At 69.8% G+C, this 24,839-nt stretch carries 24 protein-coding genes; 16 read left to right on the top strand and 8 right to left on the bottom strand.

Translation table 11 applies throughout. From position 1 onward, the window contains the following. The first annotated feature begins 9 nt into the window (after window positions 1-9). The 7 genes from KBC94_RS06605 to KBC94_RS06575 all read left to right on the top strand — a co-directional run bounded on the left by KBC94_RS06605 (window position 10) and on the right by KBC94_RS06575 (window position 6,918). Window positions 10-1,842 carry an FAD-dependent oxidoreductase gene (locus KBC94_RS06605; RefSeq protein WP_294367675.1) on the top strand — a complete coding sequence of 611 codons (1,833 nt, stop codon included), beginning with the start codon at window positions 10-12 and terminating at the stop codon, window positions 1,840-1,842. Continuing rightward, window positions 1,815-2,444 (top strand): NIPSNAP family protein, encoded by a 630-nt coding sequence (locus KBC94_RS06600; protein WP_294367673.1) that lies wholly within the window; start codon window positions 1,815-1,817, stop codon window positions 2,442-2,444. Before KBC94_RS06605 ends, KBC94_RS06600 begins: the two co-directional genes overlap by 28 nt. 10 nt (window positions 2,445-2,454) lie before the next feature. After that, window positions 2,455-3,261 (top strand): TIM barrel protein, encoded by an 807-nt coding sequence (locus KBC94_RS06595; RefSeq protein ID WP_294367671.1) that lies wholly within the window; start codon window positions 2,455-2,457, stop codon window positions 3,259-3,261. 299 nt (window positions 3,262-3,560) lie between these two features. Continuing rightward, window positions 3,561-4,721 (top strand): acyl-CoA dehydrogenase family protein, encoded by a 1,161-nt coding sequence (locus tag KBC94_RS06590; RefSeq protein WP_294367669.1) that lies wholly within the window; start codon window positions 3,561-3,563, stop codon window positions 4,719-4,721. 8 nt (window positions 4,722-4,729) lie between these two features. Then, window positions 4,730-6,334 carry an acyl CoA:acetate/3-ketoacid CoA transferase gene (locus KBC94_RS06585; protein WP_294367667.1) on the top strand — a complete coding sequence of 535 codons (1,605 nt, stop codon included), beginning with the start codon at window positions 4,730-4,732 and terminating at the stop codon, window positions 6,332-6,334. Window positions 6,335-6,338: 4 nt separating this feature from the next. Continuing rightward, window positions 6,339-6,626, top strand: coding sequence for a BrnT family toxin (locus KBC94_RS06580; RefSeq protein WP_294367666.1), 288 nt, complete (start codon window positions 6,339-6,341; stop codon window positions 6,624-6,626). Between the two features lies 1 nt (window position 6,627). Beyond that, window positions 6,628-6,918 carry a BrnA antitoxin family protein gene (locus tag KBC94_RS06575; RefSeq protein WP_294367665.1) on the top strand — a complete coding sequence of 97 codons (291 nt, stop codon included), beginning with the start codon at window positions 6,628-6,630 and terminating at the stop codon, window positions 6,916-6,918. A 4-nt stretch (window positions 6,919-6,922) separates the two neighbouring features. Here the strand turns inward: KBC94_RS06575 and KBC94_RS06570 are convergent, their stop codons facing one another. The 3 genes from KBC94_RS06570 to KBC94_RS06560 are packed head-to-tail and all read right to left on the bottom strand — an operon-like array spanning window position 6,923 to window position 9,965. Continuing rightward, complete coding sequence (locus KBC94_RS06570; RefSeq protein ID WP_294367664.1) at window positions 6,923-7,351, bottom strand: NIPSNAP family protein; 429 nt, start codon at window positions 7,349-7,351, stop codon at window positions 6,923-6,925. Beyond that, window positions 7,348-9,093 carry an FAD-dependent oxidoreductase gene (locus KBC94_RS06565; RefSeq protein WP_294367662.1) on the bottom strand — a complete coding sequence of 582 codons (1,746 nt, stop codon included), beginning with the start codon at window positions 9,091-9,093 and terminating at the stop codon, window positions 7,348-7,350. The genes KBC94_RS06570 and KBC94_RS06565 overlap by 4 nt, the downstream gene beginning before the upstream one ends. 11 nt (window positions 9,094-9,104) lie before the next feature. Continuing rightward, on the bottom strand, window positions 9,105-9,965 hold the full coding sequence (locus KBC94_RS06560; protein ID WP_294367661.1) for an SDR family oxidoreductase: 861 nt from the start codon (window positions 9,963-9,965) through the stop codon (window positions 9,105-9,107). 98 nt (window positions 9,966-10,063) lie between these two features. Between KBC94_RS06560 and KBC94_RS06555 the strand changes: the two genes are divergently transcribed. Beyond that, window positions 10,064-10,963: a helix-turn-helix domain-containing protein gene (locus tag KBC94_RS06555; protein ID WP_294367660.1), complete on the top strand. Its 900-nt coding sequence runs from the start codon at window positions 10,064-10,066 to the stop codon at window positions 10,961-10,963. Between the two features lie 112 nt (window positions 10,964-11,075). After that, window positions 11,076-11,831 carry a fumarylacetoacetate hydrolase family protein gene (locus KBC94_RS06550; protein ID WP_294367657.1) on the top strand — a complete coding sequence of 252 codons (756 nt, stop codon included), beginning with the start codon at window positions 11,076-11,078 and terminating at the stop codon, window positions 11,829-11,831. 105 nt (window positions 11,832-11,936) lie between these two features. Here KBC94_RS06550 and purT read toward each other — a convergent pair whose 3' ends face one another. After that, the gene (gene purT, locus KBC94_RS06545; protein ID WP_294367656.1) at window positions 11,937-13,154 is read right to left on the bottom strand and encodes a formate-dependent phosphoribosylglycinamide formyltransferase; all 1,218 of its coding nucleotides are present in this window, start codon (window positions 13,152-13,154) and stop codon (window positions 11,937-11,939) included. A 173-nt stretch (window positions 13,155-13,327) separates the two neighbouring features. On the opposite strand from purT, the gene KBC94_RS06540 reads away from it, so the two are divergent. The 3 genes from KBC94_RS06540 to KBC94_RS06530 all read left to right on the top strand — a co-directional run bounded on the left by KBC94_RS06540 (window position 13,328) and on the right by KBC94_RS06530 (window position 15,320). Next, window positions 13,328-14,485, top strand: a complete 1,158-nt coding sequence (locus KBC94_RS06540; protein ID WP_294367654.1) for an acyl-CoA dehydrogenase family protein — start codon at window positions 13,328-13,330, stop codon at window positions 14,483-14,485. A 185-nt stretch (window positions 14,486-14,670) separates the two neighbouring features. Beyond that, window positions 14,671-15,087, top strand: a complete 417-nt coding sequence (locus tag KBC94_RS06535; RefSeq protein ID WP_294367652.1) for a hypothetical protein — start codon at window positions 14,671-14,673, stop codon at window positions 15,085-15,087. Then, on the top strand, window positions 15,084-15,320 hold the full coding sequence (locus KBC94_RS06530) for a DUF3820 family protein (protein WP_294367650.1): 237 nt from the start codon (window positions 15,084-15,086) through the stop codon (window positions 15,318-15,320). Before KBC94_RS06535 ends, KBC94_RS06530 begins: the two co-directional genes overlap by 4 nt. An 11-nt stretch (window positions 15,321-15,331) precedes the next feature. Here KBC94_RS06530 and KBC94_RS06525 read toward each other — a convergent pair whose 3' ends face one another. From KBC94_RS06525 to KBC94_RS06515, 3 genes are all read right to left on the bottom strand, one after another. Then, window positions 15,332-15,619, bottom strand: coding sequence for an addiction module antidote protein (locus tag KBC94_RS06525; RefSeq protein WP_017759720.1), 288 nt, complete (start codon window positions 15,617-15,619; stop codon window positions 15,332-15,334). 78 nt (window positions 15,620-15,697) lie between these two features. After that, on the bottom strand, window positions 15,698-15,841 hold the full coding sequence (locus tag KBC94_RS06520) for a hypothetical protein (protein ID WP_294368390.1): 144 nt from the start codon (window positions 15,839-15,841) through the stop codon (window positions 15,698-15,700). A 120-nt stretch (window positions 15,842-15,961) separates the two neighbouring features. Further along, window positions 15,962-18,031: an NAD(+) synthase gene (locus KBC94_RS06515; RefSeq protein WP_294367648.1), complete on the bottom strand. Its 2,070-nt coding sequence runs from the start codon at window positions 18,029-18,031 to the stop codon at window positions 15,962-15,964. 257 nt (window positions 18,032-18,288) lie between these two features. Between KBC94_RS06515 and bamA the strand changes: the two genes are divergently transcribed. Then, complete coding sequence (gene bamA, locus KBC94_RS06510) at window positions 18,289-20,703, top strand: outer membrane protein assembly factor BamA (RefSeq protein ID WP_294367645.1); 2,415 nt, start codon at window positions 18,289-18,291, stop codon at window positions 20,701-20,703. Window positions 20,704-20,716: 13 nt separating this feature from the next. Continuing rightward, entirely contained in the window at window positions 20,717-21,187 is a 471-nt protein-coding gene (locus tag KBC94_RS06505) for a hypothetical protein (RefSeq protein ID WP_294367644.1), read from the top strand. A gap of 121 nt (window positions 21,188-21,308) precedes the next feature. Here the strand turns inward: KBC94_RS06505 and KBC94_RS06500 are convergent, their stop codons facing one another. Then, on the bottom strand, window positions 21,309-22,298 hold the full coding sequence (locus tag KBC94_RS06500; RefSeq protein WP_294367642.1) for a tripartite tricarboxylate transporter substrate binding protein: 990 nt from the start codon (window positions 22,296-22,298) through the stop codon (window positions 21,309-21,311). A 237-nt stretch (window positions 22,299-22,535) separates the two neighbouring features. Here KBC94_RS06500 and KBC94_RS06495 point away from each other — a divergent pair, with 237 nt between their 5' ends. After that, window positions 22,536-23,024, top strand: a complete 489-nt coding sequence (locus KBC94_RS06495; protein WP_294367641.1) for a tripartite tricarboxylate transporter TctB family protein — start codon at window positions 22,536-22,538, stop codon at window positions 23,022-23,024. Between the two features lie 19 nt (window positions 23,025-23,043). Further along, the gene (locus KBC94_RS06490; RefSeq protein ID WP_294367639.1) at window positions 23,044-24,561 is read left to right on the top strand and encodes a tripartite tricarboxylate transporter permease; all 1,518 of its coding nucleotides are present in this window, start codon (window positions 23,044-23,046) and stop codon (window positions 24,559-24,561) included. Window positions 24,562-24,839: the final 278 nt, after the last annotated feature.

Below are 24,839 nucleotides of genomic sequence, written 5' to 3'. Positions count from 1 at the left end.
CCCTTCTTCATGCCTGCCCGCCCGACCGACGCCCCCGCCGCCACCTCTCCACGCACGCTGCCCTGCGACCTGCTGGTCATCGGCTCGGGCGCGGGCGGCCTGGCCACCGCGGTGACGGCGGCGCAGCTGGGGCTGAAGGTGGTGGTGGTCGAGAAGGAGCCGCAGTTCGGCGGCACCACGGCCTGGAGCGGCGGCTGGATGTGGGTGCCGCGCAATCCGCTGGCGCGTGCGGCGGGCATCGACGAGCCGCTGGAGGAACCACTGGCCTACCTGCGCCACGAGCTGGGTGCGCAGTTCGACGAGGCCCGCGCCCGCACCTTCCTCACGCAGGCGCCGCGCATGGTGGAGTTCTTCCGCCGCCGCACCACCCTGCAGTTCATCGACGGCAATGCGATTCCCGACTTCCATGGCCACAGCCCGCATGCGGGCACGGGCGGCCGATCGGTCTGCGCCGCGCCCTTCGACGGCCGGCGCCTGGGCGCGCGGCTGCGCGACCTGAAGCCGCCGCTGCTCGAGACCACGCTGTGGGGCATGGGCATCGCCTCGGGCCGGGAGCTGCGGCACTTTCTGGACGCGACGACCTCGCCCGCGTCCTTCCTGTACGTGACGCGGCGCGTATTGGCCCATGCGCGCGACCGGCTGCTGCATGGCCGTGGGCGGTGCCTGGTCAACGGCAATGCGCTGGTTGCGGCGCTGGCCGCCTCGGCGTTGGAGGCTGGCGTGCAGATCCTCACCGCCCATCCCGCGCGCCGGCTGCTGGACAAGGACGGCCGTGTGGCCGGGGCCGAGGTGATGTCGCCCCGGGGCCCGCTCGCCATCGAGGCCGCACGCGGCGTGGTGCTGGCCTGCGGTGGATTCCCGCACGACGCGGCGCGCAAGGCCCGCCTGCTGCCGCATGCCGGCCCCGAGGGCCTCGACCATCACTCCGCCGCCAGCCCGGGCAATACGGGCGATGGACTGCGGCTGGGCGAAACCGCGGGCGGCCGCATGGCCACCGGGCTGGTGCAGGCCGCGGCGCTGGCGCCCGTCTCGCTGGTGCCGCGCGCCGACGGCAGCACCGGCCACTTCCCGCACCTGATCGAACGTGCCAAGCCCGGCCTGATCGCCGTGCGCGCCGACGGCCGGCGCTTCGTCAACGAGGCCGACTCGTACCACGACTTCATGCACGGCCTGCTGGCAGCCACGCCGCCCGGCGATCCGGTGCAGGCCTGGCTGGTGTGCGACCGCGACTTCTTCCGCCGCTTCGGCCTGGGCGCGGCCAAGCCCTGGCCGATGCCCACGCGCGGCTGGCGCAAGCGCGGCTATCTGCGCTGCGGCCGCACGCTGGCCGAGCTGGCCGCGGCCTGCGGCATCGACGTGGCCGGCCTCGCCGCCACCGTCGCGCGCTACAACGCCATGGCGGCCGACGGCCATGACCTGGACTTCGGCAAGGGCGAGACGCCCTACAACCGCGTGCAGGGCGAGGCCCGCCCCGGCCAGCCCAATGCCTGCATGGCCCCGCTGCAGCGCGGCCCCTTCTACGCCGTGCGCGTGGTCGCTGGCAGCCTGGGTACCTTTGCCGGCCTGCGTGTGGACACGCAGGCCCGCGTGCTCGATGACCACGACCGGCCCGTGCCCGGCCTCTATGCCGCCGGCAACGACATGGCCAGCCTGATGGGCGGCCACTACCCCAGCGGCGGCATCACGCTGGGTCCGGCCATGACCTTCGGCTTCATCGCCGGCCACCACGCGGCCGGCGTGCCGCTGGAGCCACCGTCGGCGCCTGCGCGTTCGGCCGCCACGGCGCCCCACTCCCTTCACGAGGAATCCATCGCATGCACTACTACGAACTCGCCACGCTGACCCTGCCCATGGGCACCGCCGGCACGGCCGCCACCGCCGTCCAGGCCTTCGCCACCGCGCCGGAAGCGCAGGGCCAGCTGCTGGGATGCTGGTTCACCGACATCGGCGTTCTCAACCAGATGCTGGTGCTGCGCGGCTTCGACAGCCTGGAGGTACTGCAGGCCGAGCGCGCCCGCACGCAGCTCAGCGCCAGCCCCTTCGGCTGCGGCGAGATCTACCAGCGGCTGGAGCAGCACAGCTACCGCGGCTTCGACTGGATGAAGCCCGCGAGGCCCAGTGCCGAGTCGGGCATCCAGGGGCCGGTCTACGAGATCCGCACCTACGGCATCAAGCCGGGCGGCACGCAGCCGACCATCGACCTGTGGCAGGAATACCTGCCGCCGCGCGAGAAGCTCTCGCCCTGCGTGGTGGCCATGGTGGCGCTGGACGGCGCCGCGCGCTTCACCAACATCTGGGCCTACCCGACGCTGGACGCGCGCAGCCGCGCCCGCGCCGATGCCGTGGCCCAGGGCATCTGGCCGCCCAAGGGCGGGCCGGCCCACCTGACGACCGAGATGGTCTCGACCATCGCGATGCCCACGGCCGTCTCGCCGATGAAGTGACACAGCGACCATGGCCCGTCCGCTTTCCCTCGCCTACCTGAGCAGCCACCGCTGCCCCCCCGCCGAGGCGGTGCGCCTGGCGGCGCAGACCGGCTACGGCTTCGTCGGCCTGCGCCTCTGGCCCAACGCCCCGGGCGCGCCGCAGCAGCAGCTGATCGGCCAGCCGGCTGCACTGCGCGAGACGCAGGCCGCCCTGCGCGACACCGGCGTGGGCGTGTTCGACCTGGAGATCATCCGCATCGACGCCGACTTCGACCCGCACCGCTGGGACGCGCTCTACGACATCGGCGCCGCGCTGGGCGCACGTGCCATCCTGGTGGCCGGCGACGACGGCGACGAGGCCCGGCTGACGCAGAACTACGCCCGTCTGTGCGAAGTGATGAAGCCCTTCGGCATGACGGCCGACCTGGAGTTCATGCCCTGGACCGGCGTGCGCGATGCGGCCGCCGCGCTGCGCGTGGTGCGCAACGCCGGATCGCCGGGCAATGCGGGCATCCTGGTCGACGCCCTGCACTTCGGCCGCAGCAGCAGCACGCTGGTGGACATCCGCGCCATTCCGCGCGAGCTGCTGCACTACGCGCAGATCTGCGATGCCGAGGCCGGCACGCACTTCAGCAACGACGAATTGATCCACACCGCGCGCTGCGCCCGGCTGCTGCCCGGCGATGGGAGCATCGACCTGCAGGGCCTGTTCGCCGCCCTGCCGGCCGACCTGCCCGTGAGCGTGGAGGTGACGAACCATGCGCGCGAGGCGCAGGAGCCGCCGGCCGAGTGGGCGGCGCAGTGCCTGCGGGCGTCGATGCCGTTCGTGGGTTGACCGCAGCGCTGCACATCTCGCCATGCTGATCCCCGCCAACCGCATTTCGCGCCTGCCCTTCTTCTTCGGCGCCCGCTGGTTCAGCAGTGCCTAGCCTTGAGCGTGGCCTGGCTCCCTCTCCCTTTGGGAGAGGGTTGGGGTGAGGGCCGCGGCCTTTATCTGCCCCGCAGCCCATCCACCGCCCAAGCCCCTCACCCCACCTCTCCCCAGAGGGGAGAGGCGCAAACCCGACACATCGCGCATGGCCTCCTTCAGCGGCCATTGCCCTTCCTTTGCCCATTCATTCATCGCCAGACACCATGGACTTCGCCCTCAACGACGAACAGAAGATGATGATCGACACCGTCCGTCGATTCATCGCCGAGGAACTGCATCCGCTGGAGCAGACGCTCGAAGAGCACGGCGCCCTGCCCCGCGCGCAGGCCCAGGCCATTCACGACAAGGCCCGCGCGCTGGGCCTCTATGCCCTCAACATGCCGGCCGAGCTGGGCGGCGGCGGGCTCTCCAACCTGGACCGCGTGCTCTGCGAGGAGCAGTTCGGCCACACCAGCGACCAGCTGATCCGCCGCGCTTTCGGCAACGTCTACGAGCCGCTGCTGCATTGCCGCGGCGACCAGGTCGAACGTTGGCTCAAGCCTTCGGTGGAAGGCACTCGCACTTGTGCCATCGCCATCACCGAGCCGGGCGCCGGCTCCGACGCCGCAGGCATCAAGACCCATGCGAAGAAGACCGACAGCGGCTGGGTGCTCAACGGCGGCAAGCACTTCATCAGCGACGGCGAATGGAGCGACTTCTTCCTCGTCTCGGCCCGCACCGGCGAGAAGGAGATCAGCATGTTCATGGTCGACAAGGGCCTGCCCGGCTTCACCGTCGGCAAGGACCAGCAGATGATGGGCCTGCGCGGCACGCCGCATGTGGAGCTGTTCTTCGACAACGTGGCGCTGGAGGACGCCGCCCTGCTGGGCGAGCGCGGCCAGGGCTTCAAGCTGGCGATGGGCGCGCTCAATGTGGTGCGCTTGGCCCAGGTGGGCGCGCGCGCCGTGGGCAAGGCCAGCCATGTGTGCGAGCTGATGCTGCAGTACGCCGGCGAGCGCCGGCAGTTCGACACCCGCATCGGCGACTTCCAGATGGTGCAGCAGATGCTGGCCGACAGCGTCATCGAGATCAATGCCGCGCGCTGGATGGTCTACCAGGCGGCCTGGATGCTGGACCAGGGCTTCGATGCGCGCGAGCAGATCGCCATGGTCAAGGTGCATGCGGCCGAGACGCTGGGCCGCGTGGTGGACCGCGCGGTGCAGGTCTTCGGCGGCATGGGCTTCTGCAAGGAGCTGCCCATCGAGCGCTACTACCGCGATGCGCGCATCTACCGCATCTTCGACGGCACCAGCGAGATCCACCGTGGCGTGATCGCCAAGTCGGCATTGCGCAAGGGCGCGGCCCTGTTCGACATCCACCGTTGAGGCCCGCGATGGCAGACGGCAAATTCATGACGGCCGCCGAGGCGGTGGCCCTGATCCGCGATGGCGACACCGTGGGCCTGATGGGTGGCGGCGGCGGGCTGATGGAGGCCACGCACCTGTTCGAGGCCGTGCAGGCCCGCTTCCTGGCCACGCAGGCGCCGCGCAACCTGACAGTGGTGCATGCACTGGGCATCGGCGACAAGAAGACCAAGGGCATGAACTGCTTCGCGCACGAAGGACTGGTGCGGCGCGTGATCGGCGGCCACTGGGTGTGGTCGCCGGCCATGCAGCAGCTGGCGCTGGAGAACCGCATCGAGGCCTACATCCTGCCCGGCGGCGTGAGCAGCCAGTTGATGCGTGAGATCGGCGCCGGCCGCCCTGGCCTGATCAGCCACGTGGGCCTGGGCACCGTCTGCGACCCGCGCCACGGCGGCGGTCGCATGAACGAGGCGGCCCAGGACGACCTGGCCGAGGTGCTGACCCTCGATGGCCGCGAATGGCTGCGCTACAAGCCCTTCCCCATCCATGTGGCCCTGGTGCGCGCCAGCGCGGCCGACGAGGACGGCAACATCAGCTTCGAGCACGAGGCCGCCAACCTGGATGCACCCTCGCTGGCGCTGGCTGCGCGCAACAGCGGCGGCCGGGTGATCGTGCAGGTGGCCGAGCGGCTGCCACGCGGCGCCCTCAAGGCGCGCGAGGTGCGCATTCCCTCGGCCTGGGTCGATGCCATCGTGGTCGACCCGGCGCAGCGCACCAGCTACGACATCCCCTTCGACCCGGCCTTCAGCGGCGAGCTGACCGGCGCCGCCCGCGCCGAGAGCGAGGCCGCCGACCATGCGCGGGAGCTGGCCGCGGCGCAGGAGGCCTTCGGCGAGCGCCAGGCGGTGGCGCGCCGCGCCGCCGTGGAGCTGTTCAACACCGGCAAGGCACGGCCCGTCATCAACTACGGCGTGGGCGTGCCCGACGCCGTGGCCAAGCTGATCGCGGCGCGCAACGAGCAGCACCGCATCTACCAGACCATCGAGCACGGCACCTACGGCGGCACGTTGATGGATGGCGTGCTCTTCGGCTATGCACGCAATGCCACCGCCATGCTGGACGCGGCCACGCAGTTCGACTTCTATGGCGGCGGCGGACTGGACGTGGCCTTCCTGGGCTTCGGCGAGTTCGACGAGGAAGGCAGCGTGAACGTGTCGCGCCTGGGCGGCGTGACCGTGGGGCCGGGCGGCTTCATCGACATCGCGCAGAACGCACGCAAGGTGGTGTTCTGCGGCACGCTGGCGGCCAAGGGCGTGAAGCTGGCCACCGGTGACGGCCGGCTGCGGGTGCTGCAGCAGGGCGCGGTGAGGAAGCTGGTCAAGCGCGTGGACCAGATCACCTTCAGCGGTCCGCAGGGCCTCGTGCGTGGTCAGCAGGTGCTCTACCTCACTGAGCGCGCCAGCTTCCGCCTGACGCCCGAGGGCGTGGAGCTGTTCGAGATCGCACCTGGCGTAGACCTGCAGCGCGATGTGCTGGACCAGATGGAATTCATGCCCCGGCTCGCGGCGGAGATCGGGGTGATGGATGGGGGTCACTTCACGGCGCCCACCGGCCATTTATCGCATCTACAATAATTCGATGGGGAGGCGACTGATCTGGGACGAAGCCAAGCGTGCAGCCAATCTGCGCAAGCACGGGTTGGACTTCGCCGACGCCCATCGGGTGCTCGACTCGCGCTACCGGCTCGACGTCGACGTCCAACGCGGCGGCGAGTTGCGGGTCATGTCTTTCTCGTATGTGCTAGAGGTCCTGGCGGTACTGACCGTCGTTCACACCGACCGCGACGGCGCGGCCAGGATCATCAGCTTCCGCCCCGCCAGCCGCGAAGAATGCGAGGTCTACGATGAGTGGCTCGAAAGTGAATGAGATGTCCCGCGCGCAAGTCGCTGCCGCTGTGCGGGCCTTGCCGAAGGACCGGCACCTCGTCTGGGACGGCGAGGATGAAGTAGACCGCCCGCTCTCGCGCGAGGAGATGAAGGCGGGCATGCAGGCAGCAGCGCGCCGGCGCGGGCGTCCGGCCGGCTCCGCCACCAAGGAGCAGGTGGCCATCCGCATCGACCATGAGGTGCTCGCAGCCTTCCGTGCGAGTGGCCCCGGTTGGCAGACCCGGATGAACGACGCGCTGAAGGAGTGGCTCGAAACGCACCGGGCCGGATGAGGCCCTACGCCCCGGCCACCCACCCCGGCATCGCCACCGCCCGGATCAGCCGCGTCTCCTGCGCCGTGATCAGGTGGCCCGAGGCGGCAAGGTAGCGCGCGAAGTCGGGATGCGCGTCCCGTGCGGCGCTGCGGCGTTCGTAGTCGGCCAGGTCGTCGTAGGCCCAGAGATGCACGAACTGGTTCTGCGGGCCCACCAGGCTGGTCCAGAAGCCCAGAGGATGGCCGAGGGTCTGCATCAGCACCGGCATGGCCAGCTGGTTGAAGACCTGCAGGAATTCGGGCATCTTGCGCAGCGCGATGATGTAGATGCGGTGGTCCACCAGCGGCTTGCCGGGCGGCGCCACGATCGCCAGTGGGCCGGGCGTGGAGCCCGCTGCCGCCGCCTTTCGCGCAGCGCGCGTGCCCTTCGACGCGGTCGGCGGGGCACTCATGCCACCACCTCTTCTTGCGCTTGCACGCGCACGGCCGGCGCCGCATGCGACGCCTCGGCCCGGTCGGCGATGTGGTGCGCGGTGAGGTACGCGAAGACCATGTTGGGCCCGTGCGTGATGCCGGCCCCCGGGTAGGCGCCGCCCATCATGCTGGCACGGTCGTTGCCGACTGCGTACAGGCCCGGGATCGGCTGGCCGTCGCGGCGCAGCACCTCGCCCGCCAGGCTGGTCTGCAGGCCATCGAAGGTGCCCAGATCGCCCATGACCACGCGCACGGCATAGAAGGGGCCCTGGGCCACCGGCGCGACGCAGGGGTTGGGCCGGTGTTCCGGGTCGGCCAGGTAGCGGTTGAAGGCGGTCTTGCCGCGGCCGAAGGCCGGATCCTCGCCGCGCTCGGCCGGCGGGTTGTAGGTGCGCACCGTGGCCTCCAGGCCCTGCGGGTCGATGCCGGCCTGGGCGGCCAGTTCGGCCAGCGTGCGGCCCTGCAGCAGGTAGCCGCTGCGCAGGTGCGGGCCGATGGGCATGGGTGCAGGCTTGACGTAGCCCAGGCCGTACTTGGCCAGGCAGGCCTTGTCGCAGACCAGCCACATGACCGTTTCCTTCTGGCCTTCGCAGGCCCGGGTGAGCGCCGCGCCGACGTCGTGGTACGACTCCGATTCATTGCAGAAGCGCCGGCCGTTCTTCAGCACGGCGATCACGCCGGGCTTGTAGCGGTCGAGCAGGTGCGGGAAGACACCGAAGCGGCCACCGCCCAGCGGCACGCGCGAGACGGGCATCCACGCCGCGCTGTCGGCATAGCGGATGTCGGCCACACCGCCAGCGGCCTCGGCCAGGTTGACGCCATCGCCCGTGTTGCTTTCGGGCGTGGGCGACAGGTGTTCGCCACCGCGACGCACATGCGGATAGGCCTGGGCGATGCGCCTGGCGTCATGCGGAAAGCCGCCGCAGGCCAGCACCACGCCATGGCGCGCGCGCAGTTCTCGCGGGCCGCCCTCGCCTTCCACGCGAACGCCGGTGATGCGACCGCCCTCTTCGAGCAGGCCGCGCACCGGGGTGCTGGTGAGGATGGGAATGCCCAGATCCAATGCCGAGCGCGCCAGCCGTGCGGCCAGCGCGTTGCCGCTGGTGACCTGCACGCCGCGGCGGTACAGCGCCAGCTCCTTGAGGTGCGTGGCCAGGCGGCGCGCGACGTACAGGGCCGAGGTGAGCGACTTCGTCGCGCGGAAGAAGTGCTTCAGGTCCGCGTTGGAGGAGTTGAACATCATGCCGATGAAGGTGATGGTCTCCAGCGGCGGCTTGAGCCGCGCCATGTCCTCGCCCAGGCCGCGGATGTCGTAGGGCGCGGCCAGGATCGAGCGCCCGACCTGCGCGCCGCCGGGGGCGTCGCAGTGGTAGTCGGGGTACAGCGTGGGCACGAACTGCATCTGCGTCTCGCGCTGCAGGAAGTCGACCATGGCCGGCCCGTGCTCGATGAAGGCCTGGGCGGTGGCCTCGTCGTAGAAGCGCCCGCTCTCCTGCATGAGGTAGGTGCGCACGGCCTCGCGCGTGTCGGCCGGGTTCTGTTGCCGGCCGTGCGGGCCCAGCGGGATCCACAGCACGCCGCCCGACAGCGCCGTGGTGCCGCCGAAGACGGGCTCCTTCTCCAGCACCGCGACGGTGAGGCCGCGCTTCTTCGCGGTTATGGCGCAGGTCAGCCCGGCAGCGCCGGAGCCGACGACCAGCAGGTCGAAATCCTTGCTCATGGAATGTCTCCTTATTGCTTGTTGAAACCAGGGCGAGGGACCATGTCCATCAGCATGTTGGCCATGCCGCCGTCGACGAGGATCTCCGCGCCGTTGACATAGGCCGAGCGCGGGCTGGCCAGGAAGAGCGCGACATCGGCGATGTCCTCGGGCTCGCCGATGCGGCGGCTGGCCGTCATGGCGGCGCGTCGGGCCTCGAAGCCGGGCTCTTCGTAGAACTTCGCGGACAGGGCCGTGCGGATCATGCCGGGCAGTACCGCATTGCTGCGCACCCCGTGCGGACCCCACTCCACGGCCAGTTGGCGCGACATCAGCAGCACGCCAGCCTTGCTGGCGCTGTAGGCCCCGCTGCCGCTCTGCGGAAAGCGGCCCGAGATGGAGGCCACGTTCACGATGCTGCCGCGGCCGGCCGCGCGCATGTCCGCGCCGAAGGCCCGCGCGCACAGCAGGTAGCCGCCCAGGTTGATGCCCAGCACCTCGTTCCATTGCGCCAGGCCCACGTCGGCCAGGCCGCCGGCACGCAGCAGGCCGGCGTTGTTGACGAGCACATTGCAGGGGCCGAGCACCGCGCGCACCTGTGCCGCCGCGGCACCGACGGCCGCTTCGTCGGCGATGTCGCAGGCGATGGCCAGGGCCTGCGCATCGAAGTCCTGCTGCAGCCGGTGCGCCATGGCGGCGCAGCCCTCGGCATCGCGGTCCAGCAGGGCCACGCGCGCGCCGGCCTGGGCCAGGGCTCGGGCGATGGCGGCGCCGATGCCGCTGGCCGCGCCGCTGACCACGCAGACCTGCTGCGCGAGCCCCAGCCAGTGGGCGGATGCGCCGGCCGCAGCGGGCGAGGCGGTGGACGGATGGGCCGTGGAAAGGGCCGTCATGGCGATGTCTCCTGTTGTCGTGATGCCGAGGGAATTCTGGGCGTCGCCACCGGCCATCGCTTTGACGATTCCAGCCAAGACCCGGACAATTCCGGCGCATGGCGCGCGCGATTCCCAACTACTCGCTCTATGGCGACCAGGCCAGTCCCGGCTGGCTCGCGAGCTTCGACTTCGAGTGGATCCCGCAACGCTCGAAGCCCTACAACTGGGACATCCAGCCCCATACCCACGATGCCTTCCTTCAGCTGCTGGTGCTGCAGCAGGGCCGCGTGCGGGTGCTGGTGGACCACGAGCGGCTGGAGGCCGAGGCGCCCTGCCTGGTCCTCGTTCCCGCACAAACCGTGCACAGCTTCCGCTTCTCCGACGACACCGACGGCCCGGTGGTGACGGCCGCGCAGCGGCCCCTGGAATCGCTGGCCGACCTGGTGATGCCGGCCCTGCGCGAGACGCTGCGCACGCCGCAGCTGATGCCGCTGACGGCCGACGAGCTGGCGCGGCTGATGCCGCTCTTCCACGCCATCGAGGCCGAGCACCGGCTGGCCGACACGGGCCACACCGCGGCCGGCATGTCGCTGCTCACGGCCCTGCTGGTGCAGGTGGCGCGGCTGCACCGGTTGAAGAAGGAGCATTTGGCGCGGCCGCGCTCGCGCCGCGCCGAGCAGATCGAGACCTTCCGCCGCCTGGTCGACGCGCGCTACCGCGAGCACCTGCCGGTGCCCGCCTATGCCGAGCTGCTGGGCATCACGGCCGGACAGCTCACGCGGCTGTGCCGAGAGGTGCTGGGGCTGTCGAGCCTGGACGTGATCAACGCTCGCCTGCTGCACGAGGCGCAACGCGAGCTGATCTACACGCCCAACAGCATCAAGCAGATCGCCGTGAGCCTGGGCTTCGGCGACGAGGCCTACTTCGGCCGCTTCTTCCGCAAGCACAAGGGGCTGACGCCGCGCGAGTACCGGGCCCAGGCGCTGGCGGAATGGTCCGAGGACGCAGCCGGCTGAGGTCGAGCGCCGCCGCAACGTGGCTTTCCCGCGCGGCCATCCCACGTGGCTGGGCTTGCAGAGGCCGGCATACTCGCCGGCTGCCCTGTTCATTCATCGCACCGCTGCTTCCATGACTGCCATCACCGACCTCGGCCAGCAACTGGCCACCGCCTTCACCGCTGCCCGCCGCATTGCACCCACGGGCTGGCTACCAACCGATGCCGCCGAGGCCTACGCGGTGCAGGACGCCATCCTCGCCCACCTGGGCAGCGGCATCGGTGGCTGGAAGGTCGGCGCGCCCAATGCCGAGGCCGAACCCAACTGCGCACCGCTGCCTGCGTCCGGCATGCACGCCTCCGGCGCCGTGCTGCCGGCCGCGCGTTTCGCGGCCCGCTGGGTCGAGCTGGAGGCCGCCCTGCGCGTGGGCAAGCTGCTGGAAGTGCGGCAGGACATGCCCACGCCCAGCGAACTCGCCAGCTTCTTCGACGCCGTGGTGCCCACGATCGAATGCGTGGAAAGCCGCCTGGCCGCCGGCCGCGAGGCGCCCGCGCCGCTGCGGCTGGCCGACCTTCAGAGCCACGGCGCGCTGGTCGTCGGCGAGGCGGCCCCGCTCGCCCCATCGGCCCTGGACCTGCGCACCCTGCAGGCCACGCTCAAGTTCGGCGATGCCGAGGCGGCGCGCACCACGGGCGGCAATCCGGCGCAGGACGTGTGGCGGCTGGTGGGCTGGCTGGCCCGGCATTGCACCGAGCGTGGCGTGCCGCTGTCGCCCGGGCAGATCGTCACGACGGGCTCGTGCACGGGGCTGCTGGCAGCGCCCGTGGACACCAACGTGGTCGGTGCCATCGAAGGGCTGGGCGAGGTGCGGCTGCGCTATTCGGCCTGAGGCGCGCCGAGCGTCAGCGCCAGGACGGGCGCAGCCCCTGCGCCATCGTCACGACCTGGCGATGAACCGGCCAGCCACGCGGCCCGTTCGGTGCGGCGAGAAGGATCAGTCCGCCACCCGCGGCTTGACCTTCCCCGCCGCCTCCTTGGCCCGCGCGCGGGCCGTGTCCACATCCTCCGCATGGGCCAGCGCCACGCCCATGCGGCGCTTGACGAAGCTCTCCGGCTTGCCGAAGAGGCGCAGGTCGGTGCCGGGCACGGCCAGGGCCTCGGCCACGCCGTCGAAGACGATGCCGGTGGCATCCACGCCGCCGTAGATGACGGCGCTGGCGCCGGGGCTCTTGAGCGTGGTGTCCACCGGCAGGCCCAGGATGGCGCGGGCGTGCAGCTCGAATTCGCTCTGCCATTGCGTGGCCAGCGTGACCAGGCCGGTGTCGTGCGGGCGCGGGCTCACTTCGCTGAACCACACCTCCTCGCCCTTGACGAACAGTTCCACGCCGAACAGGCCCTGGCCGCCCAGGTCGGCCGTCACGCGCTCGGCGATGTCCTGCGCCTTGCGCAGCGCCTCGGGGTGCATGGGGTGGGGCTGCCAGCTTTCGACATAGTCGCCGCTGACCTGCAGGTGGCCGATGGGTGCGCAGAACTGCGTCTGCACCTGGCCATCGGCGCCCAGGGCGCGCACCGTGAGCAGCGTGATCTCGTAGTCGAAGTCGATGAAGCCCTCGACGATGACGCGGCCCTTGCTCACGCGGCCGCCGGCCATGGCGTAGTCCCAGGCCTTCTGCACGTCGGCGGGGCCGTCGATCTTGCTCTGGCCCTTGCCGGAGCTGCTCATCACCGGCTTGACGATGCAGGGGTAGCCGATGCCCTTGCCGTCCTTCCCATCGATGGCGGCCTGCAGCTCGGCCAGCGAGTCGCAGAACTTGTAGGGGCTGGTGGGCAGGCCCAGCGTCTCGGCGGCCAGGCGGCGGATGCCTTCGCGGTCCATGGTCAGGCGCGCGGCGCGGGCGGTGGGGATCACGCGCACCAGGCCGGCTTCTTCCAGCTCTTCGAGCTTGGCGGTGGCGATGGCCTCGATCTCGGGCACCACCAGATGCGGCCGCTCGGCCGACAGCAGCGCCTCGAGCTGGTCGGGGTCGCTCATGGTGATGGTGCGGGCGCGGTGGGCCACCTGCTGGCCGGGGGCGTTGTCGTAGCGGTCGACGGCGATGGTCTCCACGCCCAGACGCTGCAGCGCGATCAGCACTTCCTTGCCAAGCTCGCCGGAGCCCAGGAGCATCACACGGGTGGAGGAGGGGGACAGAGGAGTGCCGAGGCGGGTCATGGGCGTGCTTTCGGGGGCGGAAACGCAGAAGGCCGCAATGGTAGCCACGGCCCCGTCGGCGCGGCCCGGGCAGCCACTTGGCACAAGCCTCCCGGGCGGCCCGCTTCTAGAGTGGTATGCCCGCCGCGCACCACCGTGCGCGCGCCAGAAGGCCGACAGGAGACACCCGCGCCATGCAGTACACGCACGAGCACCAGGAGATCCGCAAGACCCTGCGCCGCTACATCGACGAATCCATCAATCCGCAGGTCGATGCCTGGGAAGAGGCCGAGATCGCCCCGTTGCACGAGATCTTCAAGGGCCTGGGCGCCCTGGGCCTGCTGGGCCTTAACAAGCCGGAGGAATACGGCGGCGGCGGGCTCGACTACAGCTATGCCATGGCCATGGCCGAAGAGCTGGGCCATGTGCGCTGCGGCGGCATTCCCATGGCCATCGGCGTGCAGACCGACATGTGCACACCGGCCCTGGCGCGCTTCGGCAGCGAGGAACTCAAGCGCGAGTTCCTGGCGCCGGCCATCACGGGCGAGCAGGTGGGCTGCATCGGCGTGAGCGAGCCGGGCGCGGGCAGCGATGTGGCGGCCATCCGCAGCACGGCGCGCAAGGACGGCGACGACTACGTCATCTCCGGCCAGAAGATGTGGATCACCAACAGCCTGCAGGCCGACTGGATGTGCATGCTGGTCAACACCAGCGACGGCCCCGTGCACCGCAACAAGTCGCTGGTGATGGTGCCGATGGACCGGCCGGGCATCGAGAAGGCACTCAAGATCCGCAAGATCGGCATGCACAGCAGCGACACGGGCCTGATCTACTTCGACGAGGTGCGGGTGCCGCAACGCTTTCGCATCGGCGAGGAGGGGCAGGGCTTCATCTACCAGATGCAGCAGTTCCAGGAGGAGCGGCTGTGGGGCGCCGCCAGTTCGCTGCTGCCGATGGAAGAGTGCATCGCCGAGACGGTGCAGTGGGCGCAGGAACGGCGCATGTTCGGCGCCACGCTGGCCGACCAGCAGTGGGTGCAGTTCAAGCTGGCCGAGCTGCAGACCGAGGTGGAGGCCCTGCGCGCCCTCACCTACCGCGCCTGCGACCTGCATGTGCAGGGCGAGGACGTGCTCACGCTGGCCTCGATGGCCAAGCTCAAGGCGGGCCGGCTGACGCGGCAGGTGGCCGACACCTGCCTGCAGTTCTGGGGCGGCATGGGCTTCACGCTGGAGAACCGCGTGTCGCGCCTGTACCGCGACGGGCGACTGGCGTCCATAGGCGGCGGTGCGGACGAGGTGATGCTGGGCATCCTGGCGAAGACGCTGGGGATCGCGAAGCGGGCGGCGCGCTGAACGTGGTTGGGAACTGAGCGGGACGATGGCGCCCCGCGGCCGATCTCCCGCGACCGTTCACGCTGAGCCTGTCGAAGCGCCGCGCCCGGCTTCGACAAGCTCAGCCCGAACGGTTCTGGGTCGATCCGTTGTGGGTCGAACGGTGGTGGGTCGAGCGGTCGGCGCTCCGACCGCACAATGGCCGGATGCCTTTCTCCATTCGCCCGGCTCTCGCGGCACTGATGGCGGCCAGCCTGGCCATGGGGTGCAAGGAACCGCCGCCCCAGCCTACCGAAGCCGCGCTCGCGCTGCAGGCTGCGGGGCCCGACGACATATTCGAGGGCGTGCTGAACGGCCAGCCCGTCCACCTCGTGATCCACGACTGCGCCGTCTATCGCATCGTGTCGATGCAAGGTGCCCAGGTGGCATGGGAGCAGGTGCTGGCGCCGAAGCCCTACTACCCCGGCAACATCCTCACCAGCTGCCAGCGTCATTCGTTGACGGCCGATGCGCAGGGCGTGACGGCCGAACTGGGCCGCATGGCCTTCGGCGCAGGCGGCTGCTGCGCCACGGGCGGCACCTACCGCTCCAGAGATGGCCTGAACTGGACCCAGACCCGATGAAACCCGAAGACCTCGAACGCCTGGCCACACTGCCCATGCCCTTCGGCAAGCACAAGGGCACCCTCATCGCCGACCTGCCCGGCAATTACCTGGCGTGGTTCGCGCGCGAAGGCTTCCCCAAGGGCGAGATCGGCCGGCTGCTCGCGCTGATGCTGGAGATCGACCACAACGGCCTGCGGCCGCTGCTGGCGCCGCTCAAGCGGGTGCCCGGCCGGCGCACGCCAGGCGGTTGACCCGCGCCAGCTCAACCGGCAGGACGGGCCTCCAGCCGCACGCCCAGCGCCCTGACCACACGCAGCACGGTGTCGAAGCGGGGCTTGGCCCCGGGCGCAAGCGCCTTGTAGAGCGACTCGCGGCCCAGGCCGGCGTCGCGCGCGATCTGCGCCATGCCGCGGGCGCGTGCGATGTGACCGAGCGCTGCCACCAGCTCATCGGCATCGCCGTCCGCCATCACCTGCGACAGGTACTCGGCAATGGCCTCGTCGCTGTCGAGCATCTCGGACATGTCGAAAGCGTGAAGGGTGTCGGGCATCTCAATACTCCTTGGCCATGGTCTGTGCGCGCTGGATGTCGCGCTGCTGCGATGACTTGTCGCCGCCCGCGAGCACGATCACGATCGCTGCCCGCGCCGCGTGTAGTACACGCGATAGCCGGGCCCGACGTCGACGCGCATCTCTGTCACACCCTCGCCGACGGACTTGCTGTCGCCCGCGTTGCCCGCGGCCAAGCGCTCCAGCCGGCGCGCAATGGCAATGCGGGCGCGCAGGTCGGTGAGGCCGCCAAGCCAGCGTTGAAAGGTGGTGGTGAGCTGGATGTCCAGCTTCGCGGAATTGTATCCAATCGAATACGATCGACCAAAGAGAGCCTGGCGCCCTCACACCTCGTCCGGCACCGTCTTCAGCTCGTCCAGCCACACCCGCGATTCCGAGTCGCTGGGTGCGCGCCAGTCGCCCCGGGGCGAGAGCGATCCGCCAGAGCCCACCTTGGGCGCATTCGGCACGCAGCTGCGCTTGAACTGGCTGATCTGGAAGAAGCGGAACAGGAAGGTGCCCAGGTGCTTCTTGATCTCGGCCAGGGTGTACTGGTTGCGCTCGCCGTGCAGCGTGTCGGGCCACGGCCCCTTCTCGCGGTCGTGCCAGGCGCACCAGGCCAGGTAGGCCACCTTGGACGGGCGCATGCCGTGACGCACCGTGTGGTACAGGTGGAAGTCCTGCAGCTCGTAGGGGCCGACCACGCTCTCGGTGCTCTGCGCCGGCTCGGCGCCCTGGCTTTCGGCATCCGCCGGCACCAGCTCGGGGCTGATCTCGGTCGAGAGGATGGCCTGCAATACCTGGCTGCCCTCTGCGCCCAGCAGGCCCTTGCCCGCCACCCAGTTGACCAGGTGCTTGATCAGCGTCTTGGGCACGCTGGCGTTGACGTTGTAGTGCGACATGTGGTCGCCCACGCCATAGGTGCACCAGCCCAGCGCCAGCTCGCTCAGGTCGCCCGTGCCGGCCACGATGCCACCATGGTGGTTGGCCAGGCGGAACAGGTGGCTGGTGCGCTCGCCGGCCTGCACGTTCTCGAAGGTGACGTCGTACACCGGCTCGCCGCGGCCGAAGGGATGGCCCAGGTCGGCCAGCATCTGCCGGCAGCTGGGGCGGATGTCGATTTCCTGCGCGGTGCAGCCCACCACGCGCATCAGTGCATGGGCCTGCTGCAGCGTGCGGCTGCTGGTGGCGAAACCGGGCATGGTGTAGGCCAGGATGTCGCTGCGCGGGCGGCCCAGCCGGTCCATGGCCTGCGCCACCACCAGCAGCGCATGGGTGGAGTCGAGTCCGCCCGAGATGCCGATCACCACCTTGCCGATGCGCGCGGCCTCCAGCCGCTGCACCAGCGACTGCACCTGGATGTTGAAGACCTCATAGCAGCGCTCGTCCAGGGAGCGCGCATCGGCCGGCACGTATGGAAAGCGCTCCACGGTGCGCATCAGGCCGCCGGGCACCTGCGCGGGCGGGGCCAGGTCGAACTCCACCGTGCGCCAGGTCGCGAGCTCGGCCTTGTGGCGGCGGGCGGTCTCGCCGAAGCTGGTCAGGCGCATGCGCTCGTGGGCCAGGCGCTCCAGGTCCACGTCGGCCATCACGATCTGCGCCTGGTTGGCGAAGCGCGCGCCTTCGGCCACCAGATCGCCGCATTCGTAGATCAGCGACTGGCCATCCCAGGCCAGGTCGGTGGTCGATTCGCCGATGCCGGCCGAGGTGTAGAGGTAGGCCGCGATGCAGCGTGCCGACTGCTGGCCCACCAGTTGGTGCCGGAAAGCCGCCTTGCCGATGATGATGTTGGAGGCCGACAGGTTGACCAGCACCGTCGCGCCTGCCAGCGCCGCGAAGCTCGACGGCGGAATGGGCGTCCACAGGTCCTCGCAGATCTCCACGTGCAGCGCCAGCAGCGGCAGCTCGCGCGCGCGCACGACGATGTCGGTGCCGAAGGGCACGCGGTGGCCGAAGAGCTGCACATGGTCGGTCACGGCGCTGCCGGCGGCATTGAACTGCCGCGCTTCGTAGAACTCGCCGTAGTTGGGCAGGTAGGTCTTGGGCAGCACGGCCAGCACCTTGCCCCGGGCCACCACCGCGGCACAGTTGAAGAGCCGATGCTCCACCCGCAGCGGCAGGCCGACCACGGCCACGGCATTCAGGTCGCGCGAGGCCTCGACCACCTGGGCCAGCGCCGCTTCGCAGCCATCGAGCAGTGCAGACTGATGGAACAGGTCGTCGCAGGTGTAGGCCGACAGGCCCAGCTCCGGAAAGGCGACCACCGCCGCGCCCTGGGCCTCGGCCTCCCGGTAGAGGCGGATGGTCTCGGCAGCGTTGGAGAGCGGGTCGGCCACGCGGTTGCGCGGCATGGCCACGGCCACGCGGGCGAAGCCGTGGCGGTAGGGGTTGAGGAAGGGCAGGTCGTGCTTCATGGTCGGGACGGCAGGGCGGGCGGTCGGCATGCGCGGCGGGGCGCACAGCCATGCGGTGGGCGGCGCAGGGGCCGCATCGCCAAGCACTCTACGACAACGGCTGCGGCCGGTCGTGGCGGCGGTCGCGCCGCCCTTGTCGGACAAAGGCGGGAGCGCGGCGGCGCGTCATCCACGATTCCTCCCAAGTGGCCGCCCATGATCCGCGCCAAGCCACTCTGGCGACCTGCGCTCCCGGCGCCGGCGCCCCGACCCGATCCATGCGCTTCCTGTTCCGCGGCCGACCGCTGCACGCCGCCCTCGGCGCCTTCGCCCTCTTCGCCGGCAGCCATGCCGCGTGGGCTGCCGAGCCCTTCACCATCCGCGACCTGCGGGTGGAAGGCCTGCAGCGGGTGGAACCCGGCACCATCTTCCATGCCCTGCCCCTGCATGTGGGCGACACCTACACCGACGACCTTGGCTCGGCGGCCATCCGGGCGCTGTACGAGCTGGGCATGTTCAAGGACGTGCGGCTCGACATCTCCGGCAACGTGCTGGTGGTGATCGTGGAGGAGCGCCCGACCATCGCGGGCGTGGACTTCGAGGGCGCCAAGGAATTCGACAAGCAGGCCATGACCAAGGCGCTGCGCGAGGTGGGCCTCGCCGAGGGCCGGCCCTACGACAAGGCGCTGGCCGACCGCGCCGAGCAGGAGCTCAAGCGCCAGTACATCGGCAAGGGCTACTACAGCGCCAGCGTGCAGACCACCGCCACGCCGCTGGAGCACAACCGCGTCAACATCAGCTTCACGGTGACCGAGGGCGAATCCGCCCGCATCACCGAGGTGCGGGTGGTGGGCGCCAAGGCCTTCAGCGAGAAGACGCTGCTGGGCCTGTTCGACCTGGATGCCGGCAACTGGATGAGCTGGTACACCAAGTCCAACCAGTATTCGCGCGCCAAGCTCGACGCCGACCTGGAGACGCTGCGCCAGTACTACCTGACGCGCGGCTACATGGACTTCCGCATCGACTCCACGCAGGTGGGGCTGTCGGCGGACCGCCAGTCGGTGACGGTGACGGTCAACATCACCGAGGGCGAGCGATTCGTGGTGGCCGGCGTCCGGCTGGAGGGCGACTACCTCGGCCGCGAGGACGACTTCAAGTCGCTGGTGACGGTGCGGCCGGGCGACTACTACAACGGCGACGACGTCACCGCGACCACGCGGGCCTTCACCGAACATTACGCGCGCTTCGGCTTCGCCTTCGCCAAGGTGGAGGCCGTGCCGGACGCCGACCGCACCACCGGCCGCGTGACGATGGTGTTCAAGGGCCTGCCGCGCCAGCGTGTGTTCGTGCGTCGCATCCTGGTGGGCGGCAACGCGCGCACCCGCGACGAGGTGATCCGGCGCGAGATGCGGCAGTACGAATCGGCCTGGTACGAGGGCGACAAGATCAAGCTCTCGCGCGACCGGCTGGACCGGCTGGGCTACTTCAGCGACGTGGACATCCAGACGCAGGAGGTGCCCGGCTCGCCCGACACGGTGGACCTGATGGTGGACGTGAAGGAAAAGCCCACCGGCTCGCTGAACCTGGGCGCAGGCTACTCCAGCACCGACAAGGTGACGCTGACCTTCGGCATCACGCAGGAGAACGTCTTCGGCTCGGGCAACTACCTGGGGCTGAACGCCAGCATCGGCTCGTACAGCACCTCGGTGTCGGTCTCGGCCATCGACCCTTACTTCACCGCCGACGGCATCTCGCGCATCATCAGCGTCTACCAGAACACTACGCGCCCGTCGTACGCTGCGGACGGCAACTACAAGCTCACCACGCAGGGCGTGTCGCTGAAGTTCGGTGTGCCCTTCGACGAACTCAACCGGGTGTACTTCGGCCTGGGCCTGGAGCGCTACTCCTTCAAGCCCGGCACCAACGGCGCCTATACGCTGGTCGACGGCAGTTACGTCTACACGGCGACGCCGCAGGCCTACCTGGACTACTTCGAATGCTCAGGCACCGCGCCCAGCGTGGTGTGCGCGCGCGACGCCATCACCGGCGTGCCGCTGACCATCGGCTGGTCGCGCGACACGCGCGACAGCGCCCTGGTGCCCACGCGCGGCACCCTGCAGAACGCCAACGCCGAATGGGGCCTGGCCTCGGGCGCCCGCTACCTCAAGACCAGCTACCAGTACCAGCGCTACTTCCCCATCAGCAAGCAGTACACCTTCGCCCTCAACGGCGAGCTGGGCTGGGCGCGCGCGCTGGGTGGCGACACCTACCCGGTGTTCAAGAACTTCTATGCCGGCGGCCTGGGCTCGGTGCGCGGCTTCGAGAGCAACTCGCTCGGCCCGCGCGACAGCGTGACGGCGGGCGCGCTGGGTGGCCTGCGCAAGGCCATCGTCAATGCGGAGCTGAGCACGCCCTTCCCGGGTGCGGGCAACGACCGCACGCTGCGGCTGTTCGGCTTCTTCGACGCGGGCAACGTGTTCGCCGACCGCACCTCGTCGCTGACGGATGCGCAGTGGAAGGCGCAGCAGAAGCTGCGCGCCTCGGTCGGCCTGGGCGTGAGCTGGCTCTCGCCGCTGGGGCCGCTGAGCCTGGCCTATGCGGTGCCCGTGCTCTACCAGAAGGAAGACACCGCCGCAGGCATCACGGCCGATCGCACCCAGCGCTTCCAGTTCCAGATCGGCACCTCGTTCTGAAAGGAGCAATCCGATGACCCGTTCACGACTTCTTGCTTTGCGGCGCCTGGCCGCAGGCGCCACCCTGGCCGCGCTCATGGCGGCAAGCACCCAGGCGCAAGCGCAAGCCCTGCCGCCACAGGCACAGGTGACTGCCTGCGTGGCCCTGGCCGAAGGCGGCTACAGCGTGAGCTACCGCCTGGCCGGCCACGACTACAGCACCTGGATGGCCCGGCCGCCGACCGGCGTGCCGGTGACGGCGGCGCCTGCCGCCACGGCCAGCACCGTCCCGGCCACGGTGCCGGTGGAGCCGGGCATGGTGGTGAGCAGTGCCCCGGTGCTGGTCGCCGCGCCGGCGCCGGTGCTGGTGACCAGCGGCTATGCGGTCGACCCCTGGTGGGTGGGCCTGACCGCCCTGAGCGTCGGGCTGGTGCTCGGCGGCGGCTGGCACGGCCCCCATCCCGGCCCGCGCGGCCCCTTCTTCATGCACGGCCCCGGCCGCTGAAGGCCGAGCCCTTCGCCGGCCCGGCCGACGAAAGAGAAGGGGCCGCACGAGTGCGGCCCCTTCTGCTTCTGCCTGGCCGACTGGCGGCCGGAGCGCGGGCGTCCGTCCCGGCCCGCCGGGCTTACTCGATGCGCGCGCCCGAGGCCTGGACGATGCCCTTCCACTTGGCCACGTCGTCCTTCACCAGCGTGGCGAACTCGGTGGTGGACATGGCCTGGTACTCGGCGCCCTGCTCGTGGATGGCAGCCTGCACATCGGGGCGGGCCAGCAGCTTGTTGACCTCGGCATTGACCTTGTCGACCACCGGCCTGGGCGTGCCGGCCGGCGCAAAGATGCCATACCAGGTGCTGACGTCGAAGTCCTTGCCATAGCCGAGTTCGGCCACGGTCGGGATGTCGGGCAGCGAGGTGCTGCGCTTGGCCGAGGTCACGGCCAGCGGGCGCAGCTTGCCGGCCTTGATCTGCGCGATGGCCGAAGGCAGCGACGAGACCAGCAGGTCCACGTTGCCGGCCAGCACGTCCATCATGGCGGCGTTGCTGCCCTTGTAGGGCACGTGGCGGATCTGGATCTTGGCGGCGGTCTTGAAGATCTCGCCGGCCAGGTGGATGGTGGTGCCATTGCCGGGCGAGCCGAAGGTGACGGCATCGGGCTGGGCGCGGGCGGCCTCGACCACATCCTTGAGCGTCTTGAAGCGCGATTCGCTGCGCACCACGATCACCACCGGCGTGTAGGCCACATGGGCCACGGCCGTGAGGTCCTTCACCGGGTCGTAGCTCAGGTTCTTGTAGAGCCAGGGCGCGACGACCATGTTGTCCTTCTGCCCCATCACCAGGTCGTAGCCCGTGGGCTGGGCCCGCGCCGCCTCGGCGATGCCGATGGTGCCGCCCGCGCCGCCGCGGTTGTCGGGCACCACCGTCCACTTGCTGACCTCGGTGAGCTTGTTGGCGACGAGGCGCGACAGGATGTCGGTGCCGCCGCCGGGCGGGAAGGGCACGATCAGCCGGATCGGCTTGGCCGGCCAGTCGGACTGGGCGAAGGCCGGGGCGCCGGCCAGCGCAAAGCCGGCTGCGGCAAGGGAGGAAGCGACGAAGTCGCGGCGGGTGGCAGTCATCTCAGTCTGTCTCCAGTCAGGAAAAAAGCGCCGACCTGACGGCTCGGCGCACGAAAAAACGCTACGACTTTCATAGCGAAAGAATCATTCTCAACAATGCCTCGTCTTCCGTTCGATTCCCCTCGATGTGGAGACTGCTTACGCGCTTATCCCTACACATCAAGTCAGCCCATGGTCAGCCTCGGGCGACGACCCTCGCCCCCGTTTCAACACAAGGTCTCGAGGAGAAGCAACGAAATGGCCATCAAAAGCCAGGCAGACTTTTTTTCCGGTGTGATGTTCATGGCCGTGGGCGCAACGTTCGCGGTCGGCTCCACCAACTACACCATCGGTGACGGGGCCCGCATGGGCCCGGGTTATTTTCCGCTCATGCTGGGGGTGCTGCTCGCGCTCATCGGTGCGGTGATCTCGCTGCAGGCCATGGTGGTCGAGACCACCGATGGCGGCAAGATCGGCCGCTGGGCCTGGAAGCCACTGGCTTTCGTGCTCGGCGCCAACCTCGCCTTCGGCGTGCTGCTGGGCGGCCTGCCCAGCATCGGGCTGCCGGCCATGGGGCTGATCATCGCCATCTTCGCGCTCACCATCATCGCCAGCATGGCGGGCAACCAGTTCAATCTGCGCGACTCGCTGATCCTGGCGGTGGTGCTGGCCGTGGGCAGCTACCTGGCCTTCATCGTGGCCCTCAAACTGCAGATCCAGGTGTGGCCCACCTTCATTTCGGGCTGATCGGGAAAGAACGACAACCATGGACTTCAACCTGATCTCCAACCTGGCCACGGGCTTCGGCGTCGCCGTCACCTGGACCAACCTTCTGTACTGCCTGATCGGCTGCATCCTGGGCACGCTGATCGGCGTGCTGCCGGGCATCGGCCCGGTCGCGACCATCGCCATGCTGCTGCCGGCCACCTATGCGCTGCCACCGGTGTCGGCGCTGATCATGCTGGCGGGCATCTACTACGGGGCGCAGTACGGCGGCTCGACGACGGCCATCCTGGTGAACCTGCCGGGCGAATCGTCCTCGGTGGTGACCTGTATCGACGGCTACCAGATGGCGCGGCAGGGCCGGGCGGGCCCTGCACTCGCGGCGGCCGGCCTGGGCTCCTTCTTCGCCGGCTGCGTGGGCACCATCATCCTGGCCGCCTTCGCGCCGCCGCTGACCGAGCTGGCCTTCAAGTTCGGCCCGGCCGAGTACTTCAGCCTGATGGTGCTGGGCCTGATCGGTGCCGTGGTGCTGGCCTCGGGCTCGCTGCTCAAGGCCATCGCCATGGTGGTGCTGGGCCTGCTGCTGGGCCTGGTGGGCACGGACGTGAACTCCGGCGTGGCGCGCTTCAGCTTCGACATTCCCGAGCTGACGGACGGCATCGGCTTCATCGTGGTGTCGATGGGCGTGTTCGGCTACGGCGAGATCATCGGCAACCTGTCGCAGGGCGAAGAGGAGCGCGAGGTCTTCACCAGCAAGGTGACCGGCCTGTGGCCCACCGGCGACGACTTCAAACGCATGGCCCCGGCCGTGCTGCGCGGCACGACGCTGGGCTCGGCCCTGGGCATCCTGCCGGGCGGCGGCGCGCTGCTGGCCTCCTTCGCCTCCTATGCGCTGGAGAAGAAGCTGAAGATGGCTCCCGGCGAAGTGGCCTTCGGCCGCGGCAACATCCGCGGCGTGGCCGGCCCCGAGTCGGCCAACAACGCCGGTGCACAGACCTCCTTCATCCCGCTGCTGACGCTGGGCATTCCGCCCAACCCGGTGATGGCGCTGATGGTGGGCGCGATGACCATCCACAACATCCAGCCCGGCCCGCAGGTGATGACCAGCAACCCCGAGCTGTTCTGGGGCCTGATCGCCTCGATGTGGCTGGGCAACCTGATGCTGATCATCCTGAACCTGCCGCTGATCGGCATGTGGATCAAGCTGCTGAAGGTGCCGTACCGCCTGCTGTTCCCGGCCATCGTGCTGTTCTGCGCCATCGGCGTGTACTCGACCAACAACAACACCTTCGACGTGTGGATGGTGGCGATCTTCGGCTTCATCGGCTATGTGTTCATCAAGCTGCGGGTGGAACCGGCGCCGCTGCTGCTGGGCTTCATCCTGGGGCCGATGATGGAAGAGAACCTGCGCCGTGCGCTGCTGCTGTCGCGCGGCAGCTGGAGCGTGCTGGTGACGCGTCCGATCTCGGCCGGCCTGCTGGTCGCCGCCCTGGCACTGCTGACCATCGTGCTGCTGCCAGCGGTGAAGTCCAAGCGCGAAGAGGCCTTCGTGGAGGAGTGACGCGCTGCTTCTTTGGAGCGGGCATGGGTCGCCATGCCAGCTTCCTTCCGGGGCCCTTGATGGGCCCCTTTTCGTTTTCGGCCCTTGGGCTGGTTGGGCTGGTTGGGCTGGTTGGGCTGGTTGGGCTGGTTGGGCTGGTTGGGCTGGTTGGGCGATGGTCCGGCCCTGGTGCCGGTGAGGGCGTGGCGGCGCTTCAAGTGGGGCGGTCGGCGCTGCGCGCCGACTTCCCTCCGGTGCTCGGACAGACGGGCCGCGGCAGAACTCGCTACGCGCTTCGC

Source organism: Pseudacidovorax sp. (assembly GCF_017991995.1).
In the GTDB taxonomy this organism is placed as follows: Bacteria; Pseudomonadota; Gammaproteobacteria; order Burkholderiales; family Burkholderiaceae_C; genus Xenophilus.
Note: the sequence above shows the minus strand (reverse complement) of the source record. Positions and strands in the feature narration are given on the sequence as shown.